Origin of the sequence: Nostoc sp., from assembly GCF_036916575.1 — a bacterium.
Taxonomy (GTDB): Bacteria; Cyanobacteriota; Cyanobacteriia; order Cyanobacteriales; family Nostocaceae; genus Nostoc.
In genome coordinates this window covers 97,712-123,257 of sequence record NZ_JBALGC010000017.1, presented here as the reverse complement: position 1 = coordinate 123,257, position 25,546 = coordinate 97,712, and the positions used below count along the sequence as shown (strand labels likewise).

The 25,546-nt window shown below is 39.0% G+C and carries 22 protein-coding genes and 1 pseudogene; 9 read left to right on the top strand and 14 right to left on the bottom strand.

Annotated elements, in window-relative coordinates; all coding sequences use genetic code 11:
• Positions 1–377: 377 nt before the first annotated feature.
• Entirely contained in the window at positions 378–1,505 is a 1,128-nt protein-coding gene (locus V7L29_RS05955; RefSeq protein ID WP_334734844.1) for an acyltransferase family protein, read from the bottom strand.
• Between the two features lie 118 nt (positions 1,506–1,623).
• On the opposite strand from V7L29_RS05955, the gene V7L29_RS05950 reads away from it, so the two are divergent.
• Positions 1,624–2,085, top strand: coding sequence for a peroxiredoxin (locus V7L29_RS05950; RefSeq protein ID WP_334734843.1), 462 nt, complete (start codon positions 1,624–1,626; stop codon positions 2,083–2,085).
• Positions 2,086–2,263: 178 nt separating this feature from the next.
• On the opposite strand, the gene hpf is transcribed toward V7L29_RS05950, so the two are convergent.
• Complete coding sequence (gene hpf / locus V7L29_RS05945; protein WP_334692368.1) at positions 2,264–2,914, bottom strand: ribosome hibernation-promoting factor, HPF/YfiA family; 651 nt, start codon at positions 2,912–2,914, stop codon at positions 2,264–2,266.
• Between the two features lie 614 nt (positions 2,915–3,528).
• On the opposite strand from hpf, the gene lipB reads away from it, so the two are divergent.
• Both lipB and V7L29_RS05935 read left to right on the top strand, forming a co-directional pair.
• Positions 3,529–4,233, top strand: coding sequence for a lipoyl(octanoyl) transferase LipB (gene lipB, locus V7L29_RS05940; RefSeq protein WP_334734842.1), 705 nt, complete (start codon positions 3,529–3,531; stop codon positions 4,231–4,233).
• A 271-nt stretch (positions 4,234–4,504) separates the two neighbouring features.
• Positions 4,505–4,705, top strand: a complete 201-nt coding sequence (locus V7L29_RS05935) for a hypothetical protein (protein ID WP_334692638.1) — start codon at positions 4,505–4,507, stop codon at positions 4,703–4,705.
• 125 nt (positions 4,706–4,830) lie between these two features.
• On the opposite strand, the gene V7L29_RS05930 is transcribed toward V7L29_RS05935, so the two are convergent.
• The gene (locus V7L29_RS05930; protein ID WP_334734841.1) at positions 4,831–5,586 is read right to left on the bottom strand and encodes an amino acid ABC transporter ATP-binding protein; all 756 of its coding nucleotides are present in this window, start codon (positions 5,584–5,586) and stop codon (positions 4,831–4,833) included.
• A 262-nt stretch (positions 5,587–5,848) separates the two neighbouring features.
• Between V7L29_RS05930 and V7L29_RS05925 the strand changes: the two genes are divergently transcribed.
• On the top strand, positions 5,849–7,366 hold the full coding sequence (locus V7L29_RS05925) for an ABC transporter permease subunit (protein ID WP_334734840.1): 1,518 nt from the start codon (positions 5,849–5,851) through the stop codon (positions 7,364–7,366).
• Positions 7,367–7,649: 283 nt separating this feature from the next.
• Here V7L29_RS05925 and V7L29_RS05920 read toward each other — a convergent pair whose 3' ends face one another.
• The 10 genes and pseudogenes from V7L29_RS05920 to V7L29_RS05875 form a co-directional block, all read right to left on the bottom strand.
• Positions 7,650–8,732 carry a glycosyltransferase family 4 protein gene (locus V7L29_RS05920; RefSeq protein ID WP_334692635.1) on the bottom strand — a complete coding sequence of 361 codons (1,083 nt, stop codon included), beginning with the start codon at positions 8,730–8,732 and terminating at the stop codon, positions 7,650–7,652.
• 114 nt (positions 8,733–8,846) lie between these two features.
• Positions 8,847–10,025 carry a glycosyltransferase family 4 protein gene (locus V7L29_RS05915; protein WP_334734839.1) on the bottom strand — a complete coding sequence of 393 codons (1,179 nt, stop codon included), beginning with the start codon at positions 10,023–10,025 and terminating at the stop codon, positions 8,847–8,849.
• A 10-nt stretch (positions 10,026–10,035) separates the two neighbouring features.
• Positions 10,036–11,229, bottom strand: a complete 1,194-nt coding sequence (locus V7L29_RS05910; protein ID WP_334734838.1) for a hypothetical protein — start codon at positions 11,227–11,229, stop codon at positions 10,036–10,038.
• 6 nt (positions 11,230–11,235) lie between these two features.
• On the bottom strand, positions 11,236–12,621 hold the full coding sequence (locus V7L29_RS05905; protein WP_334692632.1) for an O-antigen ligase family protein: 1,386 nt from the start codon (positions 12,619–12,621) through the stop codon (positions 11,236–11,238).
• Between the two features lie 53 nt (positions 12,622–12,674).
• Positions 12,675–13,817: a glycosyltransferase gene (locus V7L29_RS05900; protein ID WP_334734837.1), complete on the bottom strand. Its 1,143-nt coding sequence runs from the start codon at positions 13,815–13,817 to the stop codon at positions 12,675–12,677.
• 36 nt (positions 13,818–13,853) lie between these two features.
• On the bottom strand, positions 13,854–14,855 hold the full coding sequence (locus tag V7L29_RS05895; RefSeq protein WP_334692630.1) for a class I SAM-dependent methyltransferase: 1,002 nt from the start codon (positions 14,853–14,855) through the stop codon (positions 13,854–13,856).
• Positions 14,856–14,913: 58 nt separating this feature from the next.
• Positions 14,914–15,642: a class I SAM-dependent methyltransferase gene (locus V7L29_RS05890; protein ID WP_334692629.1), complete on the bottom strand. Its 729-nt coding sequence runs from the start codon at positions 15,640–15,642 to the stop codon at positions 14,914–14,916.
• A gap of 15 nt (positions 15,643–15,657) precedes the next feature.
• Positions 15,658–16,950, bottom strand: a complete 1,293-nt coding sequence (locus V7L29_RS05885; RefSeq protein ID WP_334692628.1) for a lipopolysaccharide biosynthesis protein — start codon at positions 16,948–16,950, stop codon at positions 15,658–15,660.
• Positions 16,947–19,172 (bottom strand): GumC family protein, encoded by a 2,226-nt coding sequence (locus tag V7L29_RS05880; protein ID WP_334734836.1) that lies wholly within the window; start codon positions 19,170–19,172, stop codon positions 16,947–16,949. The genes V7L29_RS05885 and V7L29_RS05880 overlap by 4 nt, the downstream gene beginning before the upstream one ends.
• 127 nt (positions 19,173–19,299) lie before the next feature.
• Positions 19,300–19,510, bottom strand: a pseudogene (locus V7L29_RS05875) (transposase); the annotation flags it as partial.
• Positions 19,511–20,679: 1,169 nt separating this feature from the next.
• On the opposite strand from V7L29_RS05875, the gene V7L29_RS05865 reads away from it, so the two are divergent.
• Complete coding sequence (locus tag V7L29_RS05865) at positions 20,680–22,107, top strand: sugar transferase (RefSeq protein ID WP_334692626.1); 1,428 nt, start codon at positions 20,680–20,682, stop codon at positions 22,105–22,107.
• Positions 22,104–23,120: a UDP-glucose 4-epimerase GalE gene (gene galE / locus V7L29_RS05860; protein ID WP_334692625.1), complete on the top strand. Its 1,017-nt coding sequence runs from the start codon at positions 22,104–22,106 to the stop codon at positions 23,118–23,120. Before V7L29_RS05865 ends, galE begins: the two co-directional genes overlap by 4 nt.
• A 176-nt stretch (positions 23,121–23,296) precedes the next feature.
• On the opposite strand, the gene V7L29_RS05855 is transcribed toward galE, so the two are convergent.
• Positions 23,297–23,623 (bottom strand): LysR family transcriptional regulator, encoded by a 327-nt coding sequence (locus V7L29_RS05855; RefSeq protein ID WP_334692642.1) that lies wholly within the window; start codon positions 23,621–23,623, stop codon positions 23,297–23,299.
• Between the two features lie 201 nt (positions 23,624–23,824).
• Between V7L29_RS05855 and V7L29_RS05850 the strand changes: the two genes are divergently transcribed.
• The 3 genes from V7L29_RS05850 to V7L29_RS05840 are packed head-to-tail and all read left to right on the top strand — an operon-like array spanning position 23,825 to position 25,266.
• A complete protein-coding gene (locus V7L29_RS05850) occupies positions 23,825–24,109 on the top strand; it encodes a hypothetical protein (RefSeq protein WP_334734835.1) in 285 nt (94 codons plus the stop codon).
• Positions 24,110–24,113: 4 nt separating this feature from the next.
• Entirely contained in the window at positions 24,114–24,770 is a 657-nt protein-coding gene (locus V7L29_RS05845) for a glutathione S-transferase family protein (protein ID WP_334734834.1), read from the top strand.
• A 19-nt stretch (positions 24,771–24,789) separates the two neighbouring features.
• Complete coding sequence (locus V7L29_RS05840) at positions 24,790–25,266, top strand: GNAT family N-acetyltransferase (RefSeq protein WP_334734833.1); 477 nt, start codon at positions 24,790–24,792, stop codon at positions 25,264–25,266.
• Positions 25,267–25,546 lie beyond the last annotated feature (280 nt).

The window sequence follows — 25,546 nt, the reverse complement described above, 5'->3', positions numbered from 1 at the left end:
GAATTTTAGAAGCAGTTTGTTGTCAGACATCAGAACTTCGAGCAGTTCCCTAAGAAGAACGAAAATGAGTTGATTAAGAGTATAGATAACGCTGCGATTATCTTTGTTCCTTGAGTGTTAAAAATTGATTAGTTAATATTTGTTGTCACCTAGCTAACACTTTACGGAAAGCGCAAAAAAATATTATGCAAATACAAACTTTGCATATTTGCGTTTGACAGAAAAACGCAGAGATTATATCATGTCAGATTAAATAACTGTCATTGCAATCGTTCTCAGTGTTCCCCCTATTTAAGGAAGCAAGCCCAAAAAAAACCTTGCAATTGCATCGTTTCACTCGCAATCAGATATTACGGATGATTTGCCGGATATCATAATTACACTTTGAGAAACCAACGTTGTCGATACATCAGAACACCAACAGCCCACCACAACAACACGGTGACTATGGCAAACAACAGGGAACCATTTAGGACTCCCGCCCAAGATGCGAAAAAATTATGGTAAATCCAATTGTAGGTACTAGGAGCGTCTTTGCCTGTGCCGATAGTCGTTTTCACTAAGATTTTAATCAGCAAAACGGATGGAACGAAAAGAGCGATCGCATTTAAGCCCATAATTTCAAAAGGTTTACTCCAGCGACGATTCAGCCGTACTTCGATAAGTTCATAACAAGCTGCTAGCAAAAGTAACGCCCAACCACTGGTGAAAACTACATAGGAACTTGTCCACAGCTTTTTGTTGATGGGGAATGTCCACCCCCACGCCCAACCGATAATTAAACAAGCAATTCCAAATAATCCTAACCCGATACTTGTACGTGACTGTACAGGTTGGCTGCGTATCCATTGTCCAGTAAAGTAGCCAGCAAGGACGCTTACTATCGCAGGAATAGTACTGAAAAGTCCCTCTGGATCTCCCATAAAGTTGAAACCATCACCTTTATATAAATGTGCTTTGGGAATAATCAGGCGGTCAATATAAGCACCGAAATTACCTTCCCGCGTCAGCACTCCTGCACCATAATCAGGCACTGGTAGATACATCATCGTTAGCCAGTAGCCGATGAGTAGCACTGCTGCCAATATCCATTGACCTTTACGCGGGAGGTTGAGAACAGCTAAAGAAGCCAGCAGATAGGTAACGCTAATGCGCTGCAACACCCCCATAATCCGGATGCTACTCAAATCAAAAGTCCAAACACCTTGATTCCAAAAGCCATTTAGTAGCAATCCCAAAGCAAAGAGAATGGCAGCACGGCGTAAAATGCGCCTGTAAATAGTTGAGGTTGGTCTATTAGCTTCGGTGTACTTTGACAGCGAGAAAGTCATCGCCACACCGACAATAAAGAGAAAGAAGGGGAATACCAAGTCAGTTGGTGTGCAACCGTGCCAATCGGCGTGGGCTAAGGGAGGATATACATCATCTGCGACTCCCGCCATATTGACGAGAATCATTCCAGCAATGGTAATGCCGCGAAAAACATCCAATGAAGTCAGGCGCATAGGCGGAATTTTATATTAGATGAGTATCTAAGCTACCCCGCTTGATCCAGGTAATCAAGCAAAATTTATAGACTTGGATACAAGGTAAAATTTTATTAAGTAATTACCACCACTCGCTATGCCAATCAAAGTTGGAGATACCGCTCCTAATTTCACTCTACCTGCCCAAAACAGCTCAACAGTTAGCCTCCAAGATTTTCGTGGCAAAAAAGCTGTTGTTCTATATTTTTACCCCAAGGACGACACACCTGGGTGTACGACTGAATCCTGCGCCTTTCGCGATCAGTATGAAGTGTTTAAAACTGCTGGTGCTGAAGTTGTCGGCGTCAGTGCTGACTCCAGCGAATCTCATCAGCGATTTGCTGCAAAGTACAATCTACCTTTTACCCTGTTAACTGACAAAGGCGACCAAGTACGGAAGCTATATGGCGCAACAGCGGCTTTTGGCTTATTCCCTGGTCGCGTTACTTACGTCATTGACGAACAAGGAATTGTGCAATACGTGTTTGACTCAATGTTTAACTTTAAAGGACATGTTGAGGAAGCACTGAAAACTTTGCAACAGCTTGCGGCTAAGTAAAAAGTTTGGCGTTGCTGAATTAGGGGATGATTTCGCCCAATTAGGCACGGATTTTCAATGGTTTCAACCGCCAATTCATCCCGCATTTATGCAACGCCAAAAGTTTTTAAACGCAAAGGTTAATGCAAAGAATACTCTGCGAACTTTTGCGTTAATCTTGCGCCCCTTTGCGTTTTAATTAGACTTTATTCGAGTGCGACTTTTCCGGCATGACAATATTAGTGTGGGTTGACTTGCCATTCTTGCCGTTAGTATGACCGTTACTATTGCGGGGATGGATCACACCATAACCACCGTGGTTACGTTCGTAAATTACATTAATCTCTCCAGTTTCAGAATTGTGAAACATATAAAAGTCGTGTCCCACGAGTTGCAGTTGTTCTAAGGCTTCTGCAAGGGTCATCGGCGGCATGGAAAAATATTTGGTGCGAACCACTTCGTTGGGTAATTCTGGGGTGCGATCGCCAATTAAATCTGTGACTATCGACTCTGTAACAACTACTTCTGTTGGTTGGGCTTGAGTTTTCTGGTCTTGACGCCGTTCTTTGTATTTCCGCAGTTGACGAGCAATTTTATCTGCAACTAAGTCAATGCTGGCATATAGGCTTTCGCTGCTTTCTTCGGCACGGATAACGTTACCATTAGCATAAATAGTTACTTCAGCCGCTTGTCTAGGACTAATTCGGGGATTACGGGCTACGCTAAGATGCACATCCACTTCATTTGTAATGCTCTGAAAGTGACTAACTGCTTTTTCAATTTTTTGATGTACATATTCACGAATTGCATCGGTGATTTCAATATTTTTGCCGTGGATGACAAGCTTCATGTAAACTCTCCCGGTGAATATTTGGATGTGTGAATTTGCTTTGTATGAAAATAAGTTGCGGTAATATCTATTACTCCCGCCAAAACAAATTGTGAACTCTTTGTATGTAGTACTGGTAAGCTGTCTCTAAGCTTCCTGCATCTAAGTTGTTGTCAAGTATACCCTTGATTTCCCTCCTCATCTCTGCGCTGATATCCAATTGGATTCCACATAGAACTCTTTTGTAAGGAAATTTGAGTGGTAGCTCCCGTGACTACCTTCTCTTTTCAGGAACGCTTACAGAACTGTTGATAGTTGCTCCTTCTGTGTTCGATTGAGGTTTGCTTGTTGTTCAAGAACACGAGTTGTTGCGGAAGTTTGATTCTGTTTTAAATGCAAACAATATAATTAGAGTCATCAGCCAGTACATTCGTTCTTATTGTCTTGGCGTGATGCTTATTGCAGAGAATTCCTCCTAAAAACCTATTGAGGTTAATATTCAAGCTAGCACTTTGTATTTTCTAATGTAGCTTCCCTTGACTTTCCTTTAAAATCCTTTGCAAAGCTTGACAATTGTTGACTCAAATCTTCTAACTTGAAATATATTTTGTTCCCAATTTCAGTTGATTTTTGGCATGATCCATAGTAGAAAACCACACCAAAACCGTTGTTTGCTGTATAACCAAGGATTAATGCCTTACTTGGATGCTCATGGATGGCAGCGATCGCTCCTGACTGAGCGTATCCATGACCCTAGTCTAGATGACGTGTTAATTTTGCTAGAACATCCACCTGTCTATACTCTGGGGCAAGCAGCCAACTCAGATTTTCTCAAATTTGATATTGACAAAGGTGAATATGATGTGCATCGAGTTGAACGAGGCGGTGAGGTTACTTACCATTGTCCCGGTCAACTGGTAGGGTATCCTATTTTAAATCTGCAACGTTATCGTCAAGACCTCCATTGGTATTTACGGCAACTCGAAGAAGTAATAATTCGCGTATTGGCAGTTTATGGATTGCAGGGAGAAAGAATTCCGGCTTTTACTGGTGTTTGGTTAAAAGGGCAAAAAGTTGCGGCTATTGGTATTAAAGTTAGCCGTTGGATTACCATGCACGGCTTTGCATTAAATGTTTGTCCTGATATGACAGGGTTTGAGCGCATTGTACCTTGTGGTATTTCTGATAAACCCGTAGGCAGTTTAGCCGAATGGATTCCAGGAATCACTTGCCAAGAAGTGCGTTTTTATGTAGCACAGTCCTTTGCGGAAGTCTTTGACGTGGAATTAATCCAGTCGCAGCTTCAAGGATTTTCCGGTCTGAGTAAATTCAGCTTGTAATTATGTAATAAATACTATAGCAGTCCTATTTAAATTGTGAGACACTCATGAGGTATAGGACTCATATCTGATTTTTGAATAAGATTTCAGATAAAACCCTGATAAAACAGATTTTTCAGTCTCAGTATATTTTCAGAAATCAAATCGGATTCCTATAGTTCATATTTAATAGTATCAAAATAATTATTTAACTTCGGTTATCAAAGCTATAATCTGATTATTTCCAAATTTTTATACTAACTTTTTACGGCTCTCAAGCACAACTTTGCGCGTGAATTACTCAAACAATCTCCAGGTATATGCCCCATCGTTAACGTCTTTGAGAGAACGTGATTGGACAGCTTTGATAGAACTATTTGATAGAGACGACAGTGATGAAATTGAAGCCGACATTGACAGTAGTTTGTTTTGGCTGATACCTGAACCTTGTTGGGAAGATGATCCTTTTGATTTCTTACGCGAGTACCTTTAAATAGTTATGTGTGAACAGTTATGAAAAAACCTTTAATTGACAACTCCTAACTCCTGTACAGACGCGATTAATCGCGTCTCTCCTCCTAACTCCTGTACAGACGCGATTAATCGCGTCTCTCCTAACTATCTAACGTTGAGGCGACTGAGGAAAATACGTAGGCGATCGCTTTGGGGATTGGTTAGCACTTCATAGGCTGGGCCTTGTTCTGTGACAATACCTTGGTCTAAAAATATTACCTGATCAGCTACTTCCCGTGCAAATTGCATTTCATGGGTGACAACCACCATTGTCATCCCTTCTGCTGCCAATTGTTGCATGACTTGCAAAACTTCGCCGACGAGTTCGGGATCTAGGGCGCTAGTGGGTTCGTCAAATAGCATGATTTGGGGGTTCATACATAAACTACGGGCGATCGCTACTCGTTGCTTTTGTCCGCCAGAAAGTTGTTCGGGATAAGCAGAAGCTTTGTCAAATAAGCCGACTTTTTCGAGATATAACTCCGCTAGTTGGGCGCTTTCTTTCGGTGTTTTACCCAATACTTTACGCGGCGCAAGTGTCATATTTTCCAAGACGCTGAGATGAGGAAACAGGTTGAACTGTTGGAAAACCATACCTACTTGTGTTCGTAGTTGCCGCAGTTGACTGTAGTTGACAGTGGGTCGAGATAAGTTGATCCCGCTGATTATTAAACGCCCGTTGTCAATGGTTTCTAGGCGGTTAAAGCAGCGTAGTAGGGTACTTTTACCACAGCCGGAGGAACCGATAACTGCAACGACTTCTCCCCGGTTGATTTCGCCTGTGATTCCTTTGAGGACTTTTAGGGAACCAAAGTTTTTTTCGATATTGTCAAAAATAATGGCGGGGATGGTATTGTTCATGACTTATGTCAAGCTGTTCTACAGTTGATTGTAATGTTTTTAATGTAGACACGCAGCAGTCCTAAAAAAGGCCTCAGAATGAATTCTGAGGCTAATAGTTAAAGTCTTCTAAAGAAGACTAAGTAAGGGTTTTAGCATACTGAGGTAGACTTTAGCTAAAAGCCTGTGAAATTTATTTCTTGGCGGGAGATTGGACAGTTGCAAGATATAACTTGAACGAACCGCAGAGGCGCAGAGAGCGCAGAGGGGGAGAGAATATAATATGGCTAAATTTAATTTTATCTGTTGGCTGCGCTGGTGTGTGGTTGTAGGTTTTAGCTGTTTGTTACTGGCTGGCTGTGGTGTGAATCCTAGTGCTGGGAAAACTCTACGGGTTGCTACTGAGCCGGCGTTTCCACCTTTTGAGTTTCAAGGACAAGGTGGTAAGTTACAGGGTTTTTCCATTGATTTGATGAATGCGATCGCTTCCTCTGCTAACTTTAAAGTGGAATTTCAAAGTCTGCCTTTTGATGGTATTATCCCAGCTTTGGGAGCCAAAACAGTAGATGCGGCGATTAGTTCGATCACGATTACAGAGGAGAGGGCGAAGACGATTTCTTTTTCCCGCCCTTATTTTAAAGCTGGGTTAGCGATCGCAATCAGTGTAGATAATCAAAATATTACTGGCTTTGACAGTCTCAAAAATAAAAAAATTGCGGTACAAGTTGGTACAACTGGGGCTGCAAAGGCTAAGAGTATTCCTGGAGTGCAAATTCGCAGTTTTGATTCCGCACCTTTAGCCCTGCAAGAATTGCTCAATGGTAATGTGGATGCGGTAATCAATGATGCGCCAGTGACTTTATATGCTATTAATACGGGCAATCTCAAGGGAATTAAAATAGTACAGCAATTGTTGACGGAGGAGTTTTACGGGATTGCTACAGCTAAAAATTCGCCGAATTTGGCATTAATAAACAACGGTTTGGATAGGGTACTGAAAAATGGCACTTATTCCCAAATTTATCAAAAATGGTTTAAAACTAAGCCGCCATCATTACCAGTTAAATCACCATTTGAGAACCAGACTAGCGCTAGCGTACCTAAAATATTTACCTCAATTGGCGTGATTTTGCAGGCTTTTCCGACTTTATTACAGGGAGCTTTGGTAACGTTGCAATTGACGCTACTTTCTGTAGTGTTTGGTTTAATTGGGGGTTCCCTGATTGGTATTGTCCGCCTTTCTCATATTGCACCTTTGCGCTGGGTGGCGAGGGCGTATGTGGATTTTTTCCGGGGAACGCCTTTGTTGGTGCAAATTTTTATGATTTATTTTGGATTACCTGCAATTTTGCAAGAACTTGGTTTAACATTTACTTTTGATCGCTTGGTAGCTGGGGTAATTGCCTTAAGTTTGAATAGTGCCGCATACATTGCTGAAGTTGTGCGTGCTGGGATTCAATCGATTGAGCCAGGACAAGCAGAAGCAGCACAGTCATTAGGTTTGAGTCCTGTGCAAACAATGAGTTATGTAATTTTTCCCCAAGCTATCCGGCGGATGATTCCACCCTTAGGTAATGAGTTTATCAGTTTGTTGAAAGATACAAGTTTAGTTGCAGTGATTGGTTTTGAAGAATTGTTTCGCAAAGGACAGCTAATTGTCGCCGATAATTATCGCGCTTTTGAAATTTACGCGGCTGTAGCTTTGGTGTATCTGTGCTTGACGTTACTTTCTTCACAGGCATTTAGTCGCTTAGAAGCGTGGATGAATCCGGTTAAACGGCGCAGGAAGTACGATACCTAATAATTTTTAAGTGATTTTTTCAACTTCCTTTAATTTAGGATTGCTAATGTCAATTAACTTTTAAGGTAAGCACTAAGTACAGTTTTGCGTAAAAGCGTAGCGTTTTTAATGCAGGGGAACGCATTAACAATGTAATCTGACGCATTGGCATTGCAGAATATTGCAGGGTATTGCCAAATTTCATTCGCTACGAATTAATGAAACCCACAAACAATTTTAGATGTATCTGTTGGTTCGATAACAGGCTTTACATAGATGCTGGATTTCCGGAAATACAAATATTTCAAATTAATGTTTGGTATACTTTCAAAGTTTCATTTAACATCCGTTCAAGAGTAAAGTGTGTTTCGTAGCGTTTGCGTCCAGCGTCTCCCATACGAATCCTTAAATCAGCATCAGTTATAAGTTGAGTTAACCTTTCTTGCATAGCTAATACATCTGCTTTGGGCACTAAAAAACCAGTTTCTCCCTCCATGACTACCTCACCAACCCCTCCAACATCAGAAACTATAACTGGTAATCCAGCCCGCATTGCTTCAACTGAAACTAATCCAAATGATTCCCAATTGGTTGATAAAACAAAAATGTGTGTATCTTGAAGAATTTGTTCTACATCAGAACGAGCACCCAAAAACTTAACCTGTTTTTCCAAACCTAAGTTTTGGGCTAAAAATTCTACTTGCGATCGCGTAGAACCATCACCAACAAAAAGTAACTCAAAAGGTTTATCAATACCAGCTAGCGCCTTCAAAAGCAGGATTTGGTCTTTTTGCGGTGAAAAGCGAGCTACCATTACAATTTTCACTACATCTGTTTTGCCAGGCTGGGCACGATAAACAGTATCAGGAAGACCATAGTAAATTTTAACGAGTTTTTCTTGTGCAGTGATACTGTAGCGAATAGCTAAGGAAATGTCATACTCAGATACAGTGATAATCTTCTGACACCAATAAGAAGCTATTTTTTCACTGGGAACTCCTAAAAGCTTCCAGTACCAGGGAAGTTCAGCAGCAAAAGACCAACCATGATCTGTGAAAATTGCAGGAATACCAGCCCAGTATGCAGCAAGTCGTCCTAATATACCAGCTTTTGACGAGTGGACATGAACTAAGTTCGGTTGATACTGATTGATTAGACTCAGAATATCTCTTAATGCTTGGATATCTTGGAATAAGTTAACGGCTCGTACCAAATTTGGTAAAACTTTTACTGTGACTCCTAAGTTCCGTACTGATTCTGTGAGAAAGTCTTCTTCACCTGTAGCTAATATAATCTCAAATTTGTCTCGGAAACCTCGAACTAATTCTAAAACATACGTTTGAGCGCCACCATGAACGGCACGAGTTATTATATACAAAATTTTCATTCTGCTTAATTCCCCCAAGTTTTTATTAATGTTTATTTACAACCAAATCAAAATTGGTAATCATTTTGAGTATTGTGGGTTTTAAAATGACTCAGTGAAATCCTTATTAATTAACTATTGTTCTGTTGTTAATTTTACATATTGATAAAATTCCAATCTACGTTTTTGAAGCAAATCCTCTTTATATTCTTTTGACGTTTTCAAATTCCGAATTGACATTTGCTGCCGACGATTTGGGCTTTTTACTACTTCCTGAATTTTGTTTGCTAATTCAATTATATTACCTGGTTGTACTAAATCTTCAGGTGAGAGTAATTCAGGGATACCACCGACATCAGAACCAATGCAAGGTAACGCCCGTGCCATAGCTTCAATTACCGCTCTAGGTAAACTTTCTTGACGAGAAGGAAGGACAAATATATCAGCTTTATCTAACTGTTCTAAGACTGCCTTACCTCCTGGTAATTGACCACGGAAAAATATTCTATCTGGGATACCAAGTTTTAAAGCTTGGGCTTCTAATTCTGGTCTGTATTTGCCATCTCCAACAATTATTAATTCAAGATTTAATCCTTTTTGGAGGCATAAAGCAACTGCATCAATTAGAACGTCAACGGCCTTACAAGGATGATCCATCGATGCTACAGTAATTATGATGAATTTATCTAAATTTAAATTAGATATACGAGGAGAAGAAACAAAAGCTGTATCAGATAATTCAACATCAGAATAATAAGTAGCAAAAGTTTTTTCACCAACAGGATATCGATGTTGCAAAGCTTCTTTAGTAACATATGAAACTCCAGAAGCTTGAAGACATTGATTTTTTAATCGATGTGTAAACAACCAGCGAAAGAAAGGACGTAAAGGATGATTAACAGAACCAGGAGCAAAAAAATTGTAGGGGTCTGATATAACTTCTAAACTATAAGGATGATTAGTATTACGTAACCAATAGTAAACACAATTAGCAACATTTGATGGAACTCTTAAGATAACAGCATCTGTCAAATTAATAGCACTTCTAATAGTTTGTTGAATCTGTAATGCTTTTAATAAGTACTGCACTGGTCCAACATAATATGGCACAGCTATCACAGAAATATTTTCACCATCTACACGTTGCCACTTTGATGGTACTGAGGAAACTGGGTACACCCGCGCCACAATACGCACACTATCAAAAACTTCTAAGTAACGCGCAAAAAAGCCGTATCCAGAATTTGTTGGTGTCCAAACAGCACCATCAGGTGTACCAACAAAGCGATAGTCACTTGAGACAACAACGTTCATTAATAGCCTCCTAACTCAAACTGTAAACATGAACATCTAGAGGTTTAATTAAGCCGGTAAGCTCGTTACCTTTAATAACCAAACCTGAAGCACGATTTGCAAATATAGATTTTGCTTGACTTAGATTTGCAGGAACTTTAATTGCAACCTCTGTCGTCTCAGTATGGGAAGTGTTAATAATAATAGCTAAAACTTGGTTTTGATTTATCCAAATTCCAGCCAATATATTTTTAAATTCCTCATCAATCTGATTTAAATTTCCATTCAGTAATATTGGGCTAATAATCTTAATTTCAGGAACCAAAGATTTCAAACCGTTCCATAATTCTTGGTGCTCTGGCAAATACCAATTTTCATAACGGTAGCTAAAGTAAATAATCCCTTTAACACCACCTAGCAAAGCTTGATAGGTCATATTGCGAACTTCCCTAAATGTTGGTTCTCGCTGGGGATTGCCAATACTATCAGGCTCATTCCATTTAAAAGTTTGTAGATTAGCTATAGTTGGAGCAGCATTATATATTTTTGATGTATTAACAATATTTTTCATGTCATAAAAAGTGGAATCCAAATATCTATCAGAAATAGGATAACTTTGAAATCCTATTAAATCAGAAGTATGTAAATAACGCTTAATTACTTCTGGCTTCAAAGAAAACATACTAATGTATGTTAAGTAATTTGAATTTATTTTTTTTACTTTATTACGCCTGTTTGATATGACATCGGGAGTGTATCTTGAATTAGCATCATCAGCAATATTCCAACCAAGTAGAGCAGATTTAGTTTTGAATGCATCCATCACCTCAGGATCAGCAGGTCCCTCTAAAATGACATAAATTCCTAACTTTTGAGCTTTATCTAGCATGATTCTATCATTATCTGGCTGCTCACTATTAGATGTATGAATTATATTAAACCCTGCATTAGCCATATCAGTTAAAGCATTTATTTTAAACTGACTTTGAAGATTTTTGGGAATATTATAATCAACATAATAAAAACCAAATGGGAAAAAGGGTTTGCTGTTTGCTAAAATATTATTACCACTAGGTATGTATGCGGTTTTTCCCATATAAGTATTGCTTTGAACAAAGTAAAAACATAAAACCAGAATAAATATATTATTGACAATAATTAATAAAAATTTTTTATTTTTGATACTTCTCATAAATTTACCTAATAAAAAGAATTTAATACTCATCTCTTTTTAAATAATTGTTTTGATGTCTTTACGAAGTGCTATGGCAACAGAACACAAATAAAAACCAACAAAACTTCCCATTGCCGGAACTGGATAAAATATTTCTTGTGTAAATGAGGTAACAAGTAAGGCTATTGTTACCCAAAAAATAGGTTTTATATGTAATTCATTTTTGTACAAGAAATAAATTATTTTATAAAATAAAATACTAAAAATTAACAAACCTATAATACCATTTTCTAAAATTATATGAAGAAAAAGTAGATGAGCACTGCCACCATCTACACCGTTATCCCATGCTGAACCAAAACCTGTACCAACTATCCATCGCAAAGGCTCTTGATTTAAAAATTTGATTTTTTCTTCCCAAATACTATCCCTACCGCTCAAGTTTTCGGCGTTACTTGCATCTAATAAAGTTGTTTGTCGATCTAATACTGACCCTTCAACTGATACCAAATTCACGGAATCTAAATTTGATAAACCTACTAAAGTAAAAATACCAAATAATAACCCAATTAAGCTAATAGCTATTATTGTATAATTTGTATTTTTTAGCATATATATTAATAAAAAAATTAGCATTCCTAAAAACCCAGTACGTGACTCAGTAATAAAACAAGCAATTAGAGAGACAAATAACAACGAAAAGTCAAATATCACCTGTTTACCAAGTCCTAAATGTATTCTTAAAGCCGCAATCATTGTTACATGAGCTGCTACACAACCGTGGTTATAACTAATAGTTCCCCAACCTATGCCGCCGATTTTTCCTAGCCGTGCATACTCGCTCCATGCACCAGCTATATCCTTACCTTGAGGTAAATGTGCTGTCAGCGCTCCTAAAGGGAGGATAGCAGTGAAGGTCAATATAATTGACAAGCAAACAAATATTAAGACAAAATTAGCAATTTGCCGCAAAATATTGATTCTCTTAGGGGTTAAAGGAACTTGTGCTGTTACTCCAAAGACACATAGGAATTCAACTAAGCGATAAATTTGATAAATACCAAGTCTGATACCATTAGCATCTGGATCTATCAAATTGCTAAAATATATCAGATATGACATGATGCAGCATAGTAGTACAAATATCAGCGTTACACAAATTTTTTTATTTGCACTGGATGCTACTAAGAATTTTTTATGTCGATAGCTTAGTAAAAATGTTAAAACAAGCAGAACTGTTGCAAAATCGGAAAGAGTGAGCCATGCTGCCCAAGAACCAATAGCTAAAATGGGAATTGTAAAACTTTGAGATAGCAAGTATAAGCATAAGGCGATAAATTGCCATTGAGTATTTTTTACCAATGAGGTTGATATAACTGCAACATTGTTCGATGGTTGAATACTCTTTTTATTGAGATTTGAATATTTATTTAAGTGTTGCACAATAAACTATTGATAATGCTGATTTTGACTAGCCGATTATATACTGTTACTATTTAATGATTAGACAAACTTTTAGTATAAAGATTTTGTAATTTTTGAACACTTGTGTAAATATTAAAGGGACTTTGCTTGACCAAATCCAAAGATTCTTTTGAAGTAATTTGTGCCTTTGCATGGCTAGTGCTGAGGATTATCTCAGCCCACCAATCCGCAGACTGGGACAAAGAGACTTTCTGCATTAAAATCTTGACTATGTTTGCCTCCTCAGTAATTGTGTCAGAAAAAACACAAGTAAGTCCTGCTGCTTGTGCTTCCAGTAATACTAAAGGTAAGCCTTCATGTAGTGATGGTAGAAGAAACACATCCATTACATTTTTCATGAGCCGCGGCACATCTGAACGTAACCCTGCAAAAATAATTTGCTGACTTAATCCTAATTGCTGTACTTTTTTCTCCATAGTAGAACGTAGAAAGCCATCTCCAATTAGCAAAAAGTATGCTTTGGGTTGGCGTTTGATAACCTCAACTGCAATGTCAATGAGAAAATCGTGGTTTTTTTGCGGATCGAATCTACCAACATGACCAATTACCAAAGTATCTGTTGGGATACCAAACTGTGATCGTATTGTAGTAGGAGTGCTTTCAAAGTTAAAGACGCAAAGATCGATTCCGTAATAGAGCAACTGCCAGCGAGAATCTTTTTTCCAGTCTGAGCCATAAAGTGCAGCAGCAGCAGCACTCGAACAGGCTAATCCCGCAGTTGCATATTTTTTTATCGAATATTTTGTTAAACCCAAGTATAAACGCCGAATTAATCCTGCTTTTGCGTCGATTGCTGAAGTATCGTTGTGACTGTGGGCAATGCGGATTGGAACGCCAACTTGTTCGGCTAATCGTAAAACATAGCCACTATAATTGTGAATATGACTGTGAACAATATCGTAAGGTCCATATTGACGGTAAAGTTGCTTAAAGTTACTAGCGTACAGCAATGGTTTAGATGGATGCAGGCAGGGAATAATTTTGCTGCCAAAAGCTAGTATCTCATCATCATATGCACTTTGTTTTGTTGTTTCAACTAAAAAATCCATTTGGAAACGTTGGCGATCACTGTTTCGCAAAATGTGCATTAACCACGTTTCAATTCCCCCTCGATCCATGCAACCAACAACATGGAGGATTTTCTTAACAATCATTTAATTTTCACCTAATTATCTTTTTATTACAAGCACTCAAGCTTTAACAACCACTTTTTTGATTGCCAGATTAACGCTGGGTAATAAAGTTGCTCCAAAAACTAATTTAACACTCTTAAATATGAATTTTGCCATTGTTTTTACTATTCGCCATTTCTCAGATGATGAAGCATACCACAAATCAATTCTGTCATTCATTTCTGATTTTTGAGGTTGTAATATCACTGGAATATCCTGATTATTTTGAGGTATGTTATTAATAATTTCCTTTTCTGTAGTACCTCGAATACCTTGACGTAAAAGTAATTCCCAAGAATCTCCTTTTCCTACACGCTTGGAAAAAATACGTGCAAAAATTAGTGTCATTTTGTCTGAAAAGTAATTTATAAACGGTAAGCCAGTTGTATGTAACTCAATGGGAAAGTATCGATAAGGAGTTTCATTGATAAACAAAATTCCACCAGGTTTCAGTAATGACCAAAGTTGTGGAATGATAGTTTTTCGCTCATTAGGAAGTAGATGTTCGTAGACAGCATTTAAAATCACAAAATTAAAGTTTCCCAATTTTTGAGGGAGTTCTGAAGCATTAGGAGATAATAAAAAAGTGACATTGTTAAAACCATAGTGCATTCGTCTGGCTTCAGCAATTTTCAGAAATTCTTGACAGAGTTCTATCCCTATTATTTGAGTTTGCGGGAAAAATTTTGCCAAGTTCATTGTTGAAGATCCACAACCACAGCCAAAATCTAAAATTGTATGATTTACTATACTCTGTTGATCAACGTATCCTAAAACCAGTTTTTTCAATGGTTCACCTACATATTCTAAGTCTTCGTCACGAGCAATTTCATCACATAAATAACTCGCTCCTTTGACACTCAATATCAATTTGATTAAATCTAATGAATAAGATGTTTCAATGCATTGGCGCGAGATAAAAACAGCAGGAGATAAAGGATTGATGGATACACGATTTTTACCATTGGGTAGTACATCAACTTTAATCTCAGTATTAGTATCATTCCAAATCATTGTCATTATCTCCACTCCCAGAATTTAATTTTTTTGGACATAACCGAGTATATTGAGACTGCCGCTATTTTTTAAAACCAACGGCACAAATGTTATAAGTGAAAGTTTTTTCTGCGGAGTTTTGACCGCAAATCCGAAAAACAATTTTGTGAAGAAATCCCTCTAATGCGAGTCGAATACGGCCACTTAAATGACCAGCGCGGATGGGTATGGTTTGACAATTCTGCAATTCTGCAATTTCCAGCAGTTGGAGAAGTGACAAACTTGTGAAAGCACGTTCATGTGTAAGATCTATATACCGTGAATATCCACCAGTCAAGTTAGCTGCATTAGGTACTCGGCAAACAAAAAAACCGCCAGGTAGTAAAGCTTGCTGAATTGCTTCTAGCAATTCCAGACAGGCATCCAAAGTAGGGAGATGTTCCAACACATCCATACAGAAAATTCCAGAGAAAGAATTGGAATTTGTTCTTAAGAATTGTAACCCATCTTCACAAGTAATATCAGTATCAGGAAGGTAATTTTGGGCGAGCTTAACCTGTGAGATAGAGCTATCAACACCTACTGGGATTACGTTTCCATACTTAGATAACCAATACAGTAAGTATCCAGTGCCACAGCCCAAATCTAAAATTTTACTTCCTTGAGGGAGTATAGCAATCAAACTACCATACTGTAAATCCATACGCTTTAACTCTTTAATTCCAGCAAGAATATGTGGATCAAGACTGACGTTGAGACGAGCATAATGTTCTGCATATTGTTCGATTGCCAATTCACGAAGTTGACTCATAATGTATCCTTTGATTTATTGTGTTTTTATTAAGATAAAAATTGGTGTTAAACAGCCTGCGGTACTAGTAATACACAAAGTCCAGACAGCACCAACTAAACCAAAATTTGGAATGAGCAGCCATGATATTCCAGTGGTAAGTAGTGTCAGCAGCAAGTAAGGGATAGTAAAACGCTTAAATGCTCTAGTTGCAGTAATTCCACAATTTAAGCAGCTTCCTATATATCCAATCCCGGCTGCAACCATAACCCCAACAAACAGGTTGGAGTACTGAGCATATTCGGGTCTATATAAAATAGTAAGAATCTCTCGACCAGCAACCAAAGCCAACAGCACACCTACAGCACCAAGTATCACTCCCACACCAATAAGTTTGAGCAGCAAACTTTGAAATAGAGAGCGATTTCCTGATCCGTAATATTTTGCCAGTCGAGGAGTTGCTGATTGTCCCAATGCCATTACAACGGTCATTCCTACTACTTGCAAATAAGCGATCGCTGCAAAAATCCCCAACTCCCTTTCTCCCAAGTATCGTTCAATAAAATAACGGGGAATATTAGTATTCAACGAAATTAGCATCATCACAAAACCCAGTGGTAACGTCAGCCAGAGCAATTCTTTGAGAATTTTGATGTCAAACCTTTGCCAGGGCGATCGCATTTTCCAGGATTCACCAACTAGAGTCAGACAAGCTTGTAAGTTATTGATGCCAAGCAATTGGCTGCTGATGGGAAGGTCATAAATTATCAAGATCAATAGCCAAACGAGTGCCAAACTGACTGCTCCCCAAATAACACTTTTTGTCAGAAAAACTCCACTTCCTAAAGCAATCAGCGACAGCAAACCTTTAAAGATCATGGACTTAGCAATCCTATCCATGCGCTCACGCTGCTGCAATAAGCCATAAAAAACATCACTAATAGATTCAATACCCTTCGCTAGTCCGATCACCAAAATTACTAGCGCTGTTTCACCACTATAACCCCCGGCAAAAGTTAGCCCAACAATGACTGCAACAGCTAGTACAATTGTTATCAGTCTTAACGCTAGGTAGTCTCCAAAAGAGTATTGCTGTTTAGCATCCGTGGCTTGAACTGCACGTAAATTGAGATTTGAAAATAAGATTATTGGTGCGGTAACTGCTAACCCTAATGTAAACCGTCCTACCATCTCTGGGGTTCCTAGTTTGGCAAGCACTACTAACATTCCCCACTGACAACCTGCATAAACTATATTTCCCACAAATGTCCAAGAAAAGTTGCGGCGTAGACTGAGTGGTTGAGAATTTTGTAGAGACTTGAGTTTCATAATTCAGCGCTTATATTGCTGTCTGAAGAAGATTTGAAAATAGAAATTTTGTGGAGTTTATGCTCTTTATCTAGCCTCTTTCCTCCGTAATATTTATCAGCATAACAGTTACTATAGTAAGTACCAGATGTAGCTCCATTGATTACCATTCCCACTACATGTTGAGTAGACTGCTCTAGCAATGTTTTTGTAGCATTAGCTACAGTCCTTTGAAAACCATTAACCCGTACAACTAGTAATATCCCATCAACTAGCTTACTCAGGATCAATGCATCAGCAAATAAATTTAAGCATGGAGTATCAATAATTACAAAATCATAGCTTTTAGCAGCCTCTCTAATTAATAAAGCCATAGGTTGCGAGTCAAGCAATGGTGCTGGGTTAGGCGAAGTTGTTCCACTAGTTAAGACATGCAAGTTAAATAGTACTTCTTGGACAGTGTGGGAAAACTCTGCTTGACCCATCAAAACGTTACTCAGTCCGATGGAGTTGGTTAATTTCCAGATTTCTTGTTGGCACGAGTGACGCATATCTGCATCCACTAACAGCACTCGCCGTCCCATGCGTGCCTTAGCGATCGCCAGGTTAGCTGCAACAAACGATCTCCCCTCGCCTGGAGTTGAACTGACGACGGTAATCACTTTCAGCGGTTGATTGAAGGCGGTAAAATCCAAAGTTGTTTGCAGCATTTCAAAGGCTGAACTTGCTGCTGAGTGGGGGTTATCTCTGACAGGTAATGGCGCGAAATACTCCTCACTATCTCTCCTCGTTTTTTGACCCAAGTCAGGAATTGTACTTAGCAAAGGATAGCCAAACAAGTCCTTAGCTTGCTCAACAGTCTTTAGGGATTTATCCAAAGCTTCCAATAACAAAGCTGTTCCCACTCCCAGCATTATTCCTAACAATCCACCAACTGCTAACTTTAGGTAAATGCGCGGAGAAATATCTTTGTTGGGAAGTAAAGCAACAGATACCACTCTTGCATTACCAACATTTTGATTTACCACCTCAACTTCTTGCAGTCGCTTTAAGAGTTCTTCATAGGTTAATCGCGCCACTTGCAACTGTCGCTCTAGCTGTTGTTGTTTTTCTTGCAGTTGGGGTAACACACTCAACCGTTTTTGAGAGATTGCATATGCATTCTTCAAGACTATGACTCGATTAGCTAATGCTAAACGTTCTACATTCGACTGCACTAACTGGGCAGTTAGGTTCTGTTTGAGTTCTCCCACCTGTAAATTCTGCTCTGATACAGATTGCTTTGTATCTAGATTTTGAGAAATTCGCATCCCTAACTGCTTTTTTAGAGCTGCTCGTTTGGCCGTCAAATTAGCAATTATTGGATGTTGATTGGTATAACGAGTCTGTGCCACTGCTAACTCGTCCTGCACCTGCTGGTATTCTGTTAGCACCTGTTGTACACCTTTTGATTGACTTAAGTTGCCTATATCTACAGCTTGCTGCGAATTTAATTTCAATTCACGTTGCAGCAGTTCTAAACGAGTTTCAACATCTACTAAATTTGCCTGGGTTTGGGTAATCTGGTCTGCTAACTTACTGAGTTTTTCTACTCCTGTTGCTGCTTCTTGCTCCAAGGCAACTACCTTGTTGTCTTCTTTAAATCGGCGTATAGCTGCCTCTGCTCTTACTACCCTGCCCTCAACTTCTGGCAACTGCTTTCTCAAAAATTTCTTTGCTGCCGTCGCCTCCGCTTGGTTAGTGCGAATATTGTTCTCTAGGTATAATCGCATCAGCGAATTCACAACGGCTGCGGCTTCTTTTGGATCACTACTGTTGTAATAAATGGCCAAAATATCTGTACCCCGAACACTCTTAACTTTGAGTTTTTTGAGAAACTCATCTATTTCCAGAGGTTTACCTCGTTGATCTGTCAGATTTAAGTTGGCAATAGTTTTTTCAACTATGGGGTTAGAGCGAATTATCTCTGCTTCTGTATCCAGTGGGTTGCTCAGTTGAGTTACGCCGTTTAACTCTCCAACTTGTTCTACAAGACTTGTCAGCGAAGAAACGCGATCAGTTTTATTGAAAAGTAACTTGCCTTCTGCTTCATAAATTGGTTTTTGTTTGAAGGTAATTAATGTTGACAGTCCGAATACACAACTAGTTACACCCATTATTACTAGCCAACGCCTTTTCAGAATTAGCAAGTACTGTTGCAAATCAAAGGAGTTTTGGTCTTCTTGGTTAGATGGCCCTGACATATGTCACAAAATTGGTCTCAAATATTTAAAGAATGTCCTAAATAAGTCTACTTTATAACCGTACACATTCCACGCCAGTTGCTTCTCCTGTGGTCGCCGCTGCGCGAACAAATCGGCAGAGCCGCCCAACGCACTGGCTCCCTTTTTTCATGCTAACGCAGTGGGTTGACTTCCCCATTTTTTGACGAACTTGATCAGGTAAAGTATGATTCATTTGCTCCCATATACCTCGTTTTTGCCATTTGCGATAGTAGCTGTAAACAGTTGAATTAGGAGGAAAGTCTTGCTCGTTGCATATCCCACTGACAACCTGTTTTCAAGTGGTAGTAACCCAAGTTGCGGGTTATCAAGTACAAACTTACTGTTGAATGCGATCGTGCACTTCAAAGTGGTGGTGGCACGACACGCCACCACCACTTTGACTGGAGCAAAATATAAGCGAATTTTCTCACCGGAGGGGATTTTATTGTTTAAGTGGTCGCGAGCGATCACACGAGCATGTTCCATCGAAAGTTGGTTTTCTTGTTCTGTCATGACGACTCGAATTAAAATGATCGCGAGGATTATTTCTTTTACTTTCTCATGCTTTATTTATCTTCTTTGGAATAATAAAAACTGGGATGTTTCCCGTATCTCACTAGGTAGGGAACCGCTATACATACTTCTCATATATCAGTTGTTCGTGGATGTCCACCGTATTTAACGGGTGGAATCAAAGGAGCTGAAATTGCCCATTCTGAGTCACTAAGTCTGTAGAATAAGGCTTTTCTCTCATTGCTTTCTGTGTAAATATACTGAAAAAATAGTATTTTATCGTTGCCTTTTTATCTGATGACTCTTCTTGAGATTTACTTTATAAATAGCCTCATATAACTTACAACTTCACGAAACTTTATAAATAAAGTTTTGACAATCATTTATTATGTGTGTGTTCTAAAAAAATTGTTTTAACGACATACAGTTCATGTAACAATGATTTGAAAATTAAGAAATATAGGAATCCTATAGGACTTACGCACTGTACAAACGAATCATCCTGTGTATTCACGAAAATAGGTCGTTTTAGCCTTTTACAAACCATCCTTTGTTAATTGCGATCGCAAAAAGGCAGTTGAAAAATCTAGCTAAAAACCTTGAAAAGCATACCTGCCATTTAGGCTTTTCTGTCAATGCGTAAGTCCTATAGGACTCAGATTTTATTTCTGAACAAAATTTCAGATAAAACTCTGATAAAACGGACTTTTCAGTCTCAGTATATTTTCAGAAATCAAATCGGATTCCTATATCCTATTGGATTTTTGAAAAAATCAGAAAACCTCTGCGTCCCTTCTTTATTGTTCCCTATTTCCTGTTACCTCCTAACATAAATAGTGTTAATCAAATCCTCTCTATTCGTTGTGCTTATCTCAAGGTTTAGTTGCTATTTGAGATTGGCTGCTACATCATTTAGTCGGGGATTCTTATTGGGAAACTCGTAGAAATTAAAGTATCTGAATAGTAAGAAAACATGAGCCTCACGAGTTATATCAGTTCCTCGGCAAATACCAAGTTGCCGGGTACAATGCATAAAAATCCCCATCTAACCATATTACTTTTTTTAGGGGATATACTTGGCTTATTCATTTGTCTAGAAATTGCCCTTTGGTTGCGTTTAGGTCAACCACTAAATAAGTTTGATCCCCTTATCTATAGTTTTGTCCTATTGGTTCTACTAGGACTTTACTTGGCAGACGCTTATCATCTAGACACGCAACTTGCAGGCTTGCGGACACCATCTCGGATTTTGATTAGCAATATAGGCGTTAGTATCCTGACTTCAACACTGATTTACCTATCTGGTGCTTGGAGGAATCATATTCTTGTGGGGCGGGGTATTCTACTACCAAGCATAGCAATGTTCACAATCTGGGCAATAATTTCACGGCTATTGGCGGTAACATGGGTGCGATCGCGTACCCAGCAAAGTCGTCTGTTGATGCTGGGTACAGGGGAAAGTGCAATTAAATTTGCAAAACATCTGCTAGAACAAAATTTATTAGGGAAGCTGGTTGTACTAGCTGAAACAAGTCAAGATACTACTGATTTAATAGATGCAAATATCAATCTAAATTGTGTAGGCTGCCTAAACAGCTTGCATACTTGGAGTTTAGAATCTTGGTCAGCGGTAATAGTCGCAACCCAAATTGAGTTTTCTAAACCACAGATGCAGGGGTTGATGCAAATGCGGCTGCGAGGTATACCAATTTATTCGCTGCCAGATTTTTATGAAACCTTGTGGTACAAACTCCCCTCATCTTTGCTACAGGATAAGTGGTTGGCTTTTAGCGCTGGTTTCCACTTAATGCCTGGCTACTTGAATATGAAGCTGAAGCGCTTTGCAGACTTGATTTTTGCTGGAATATTACTTGTGCCTCTGTCTCCACTTATGCTACTCGTAGCTTTTGTAATTAAGTTAGATAGTCCGGGTCCAGTGTTCTACAGTCAGTTACGAAGTGGATTGTACGGCAAGGAATTTAGAGTTTACAAATTCCGTTCCATGTATCAAGATGCAGAAAAGCGGGGTGCACAGTGGGCAAACAAACATGACCCCCGTGTCACCAGAGTAGGACGCTGGCTACGCCTGTTGCGAATTGACGAACTACCACAGATTTGGAATGTGCTATGTGGCGAGATGAGTTTGATAGGTCCACGTCCGGAACGACCGGAATTTGATGTCAAGCTCAAAGAAGTGATCCCTTATTATGAAGTGCGTTATCTGGTCAAACCGGGAATTACTGGTTGGGCGCAAGTAATGTATCCCTACGGAGCATCTGTTGAAGATGCTTACGAAAAGCTAGCTTACGACCTTTACTACATCAAGAATTATTCCTTGTGGTTAGATTTAGCGATCGCCTTCAAAACCATTCGAGTTGTTTTGTTGGGTAAAGGTAGATGAAAAACACAGTTTTAGTGACTGGCGGTGCAGGCTATATTGGCTCTCATGTAGTACGTCAGTTGGGGTTAGCTGGCTACGATGTCGTAGTGTATGATAATTGTTCTACAGGTTCACCAACCTCTGTACTACATGGCAAACTGATTGTCGGTGATTTAGCAGATAGCGAGCATCTTTATCAAGTTTTTAGTAAGCATGAATTTATTGCAGTACTGCACTTTGCGGCCAGTCTAATTGTCCCGGAATCAGTTGCCTATCCCCTTGACTACTACGCTAATAATACCCGCAATACTCTGAATCTACTGCGTTGCTGTAGTGTTATGGGTGTCAATCAACTCATTTTTTCCAGTACAGCAGCAGTCTACGGAGAAACAGACGAAAACCCAGTTACGGAGTCTACCCCAACAAACCCTATTAACCCTTACGGGCGCTCAAAGTTAATGAGCGAATGGTTAATTCGAGATTATGGTGTCTCGTCTTCCTTACGCTATGTAATTCTACGTTATTTTAATGTGGGAGGTGCCGACTCTAGTGGATGCTTAGGGCAAATATCACCAAATGCAACTCATCTCATCAAGACTGCCTGTGATACAGCACTCAAGCGCAAGCCAGAAGTGCGAATTTATGGCACTGATTTTCCCACACCAGATGGAACTGGAATTCGTGACTATATTCATGTTGAGGATCTGGCAACTGCTCACTTAGATGCTTTATCTTATCTGGAGAAAGGAGGAGAAAGCCTAGTTTTAAACTGCGGTTATGGGCAAGGGTACAGCGTGCGGCAAGTTATTGAAAGAGTCAAGGCTATTTCTGGGGTAGATTTTCCTGTTATTTCTGCACCACGACGTGTAGGTGACCCTGCTTGTGTTGTGGCTTGTGCAAATAAAATCTGCAAGGTGCTGGGCTGGCAAGCAAAACACGATAAATTAGACGAGATTATCTACACAACGCTTGCCTGGGAAATGCAACGGGATGGTTTGATGTCAGGGCTATTTCATTCTCAGAAGTACCGATAGATGATAAAGTAGGACTTACGCATCAAGTACAAAATGTAGGGGTAATTCATGAATTACCCCTACGCTAAATCAAGGCTTTCACTGCATTTTTGCATAAGTCCTGTAAAGTTTGGGATTGACCATTTTGATAGACTTTTTTCATGCCTGAAGTTGCCATCCTTGAAGCTTTTGCATAGTTACCCGACCGTCGTTCTAGTAGTGGTGAATGGTAATAAATGAGTGGCGACGCTGCGAAAAGCCGCAATTCGCACATGACCACCGTGTAAACCTTTATGCAGATTTGCTTCATGTTCCATCATCTCTAGATGCTGCATAGCCTGACGAGCATGATACAAGATGCGCTCTCCAGCGGGTATCAGCACAGCACCGTGACGACCTCTGGCAAATAAAGGCACACCTAATTCTTCTTCTAAGATAGCGATCGCATGACTAATCGCAGGCTGGGAAAGCTGCAATTCTAAGGCTGCCTCACTAAAGTTACCACGATCTGCTACTGCAACTATGGCTCGGAGTTAGGAGAATTTCATAGTCAATTGACAAGAACAAAGTTATACATATCCTGACTTTATTGTGCTAAAAAGCTTGTATTAAAGATTTTTCATATCTATAAATCATATTTATGGAACCTATGCAAGCCATGATTTGATTCCTAACTGAGATGTTGCTACTGTTTTATTTACTGAGCAACTTTCAGAAATAATTTTATGAACAATGACATTAGGTGTCTACCAACAGAAGATACAAGAATAAATTCTAGTCCGTTATTCCAGAAAAAATTCAACTTAAACTTATCTAAATCTCTACGTAGGATCTGGGAAAGTTTTGTCAAAAAACTTTTAGCAGATCCTAACGAATTACAAGTTTGGCAAAAGATTGACCGCTACGGTAATATCTATTGGCAAGCTTACGATCCTGCAACTGGAAAATCTTTTTCTTCAGGTACCCAAACTGATATGTGTATGTGGATTGAACAGCTTTATAGGTATTAAAAATATGACGCAACTCACTTTAGTAATTGGAAATAAGAATTATTCATCTTGGTCACTCCGTCCTTGGCTAGTGATGAAACAATTTGGTTTGGAATTCAATGAAATTCGGATTCCTCTCTACAACAATCTAGATTATTCCTCCAAAATTCGGCAATACTCTCCATCAGGAAAAGTACCTGTGTTATTGCACGATACACAAACGGTGTGGGATTCTCTAGCTATTTGTGAATATCTAGCTGAAACGTTTCTAACTCTGCAATGGTGGCCAGAGGATGAGGCTGCAAGGGCATTCGCTCGTTCCATCAGTGCGGAAATGCACTCAGGTTTTCAAAATCTGCGTCAGAATATGCCGATGAACTGCCGTACTAAATATCCTGGTAAAGGTTTAACATCGGTTGTACAACAAGACATAGACCGCATCACCAGTATCTGGCAAGAATCACGCCAAAAATTTGGGGCTGGAGGCAATTTTTTGTTTGGTAATTTTACAATTGCCGATGGATTCTTCGCTCCAGTTGTCTTGCGGTTTGTAGCCTATGATGTGCAGTTAGATCCTGTTTATAGAGATTATGTAGAGGCAATTTTGGCGCTTCCAGCAATGCAAGAGTGGATAAAGTCAGCACAGAGTGAGACCGAAATTATCTCTCAATACGAGTTTTAGGGAAAGGGCAAATAAGAACATGAACGGCAGGAATATTTCAATTCGAGATGCAAACCAAAGGGATATTCCTACCATTATGGAATTGATTCATTTGAAAGCTGAATTTGATGGTTGTCCTGAATCTGTAGAAGCAACTCCTCAAAAGCTAGAAATTGATTTATTTGGAGAAAAGCCCCTTGCCTTTGTTCTTCTGGCTGAAGTTGATGGGGATATTATTGGGTTAGTAACCTATCACTTTATCTATTCAACTTTTTTAGCAAAACCTGTAATTTGGCTTGATGATTTATATGTCAAAGCTGAATATCGAAGCCACAAAGTTGGTCAGGCGCTGATGCTACGTTTGGGTAAGATTAGGCAGGAAAAAGGTTGTAGTAGAATCGATTGGACTGTAGCTGTATCTAACGAGCGTGGAATCAAGTTCTATGAAAGAATAGGTGCGAAGATCATCAACAAAGTAAAATTATGCCGCTTAGATAGTCAGGCATTAAGTAAGTAAAATTTAAGTAGGGGAAACAGAAGTAGCTGAGGCTTCCTTAGCTCATAATTGCCGTTGTGTTACAGCTTTGTTCCTTGGGTTAATGCAAAGATTAGTATAAATAGTGCCTTCAGAGTCGTAAATAATTTATAATCTGCCACACAGAAGTTGATATATATAAATGTCTTCTTAGGCAAAAGTTAAACAATTATAACTATTAATAGTATTTAGACAAAATTAGTTTATAAATATGTATCTTTCCCAACAAAAAATATTACTTTATCTAGCATTTTTTCTGATT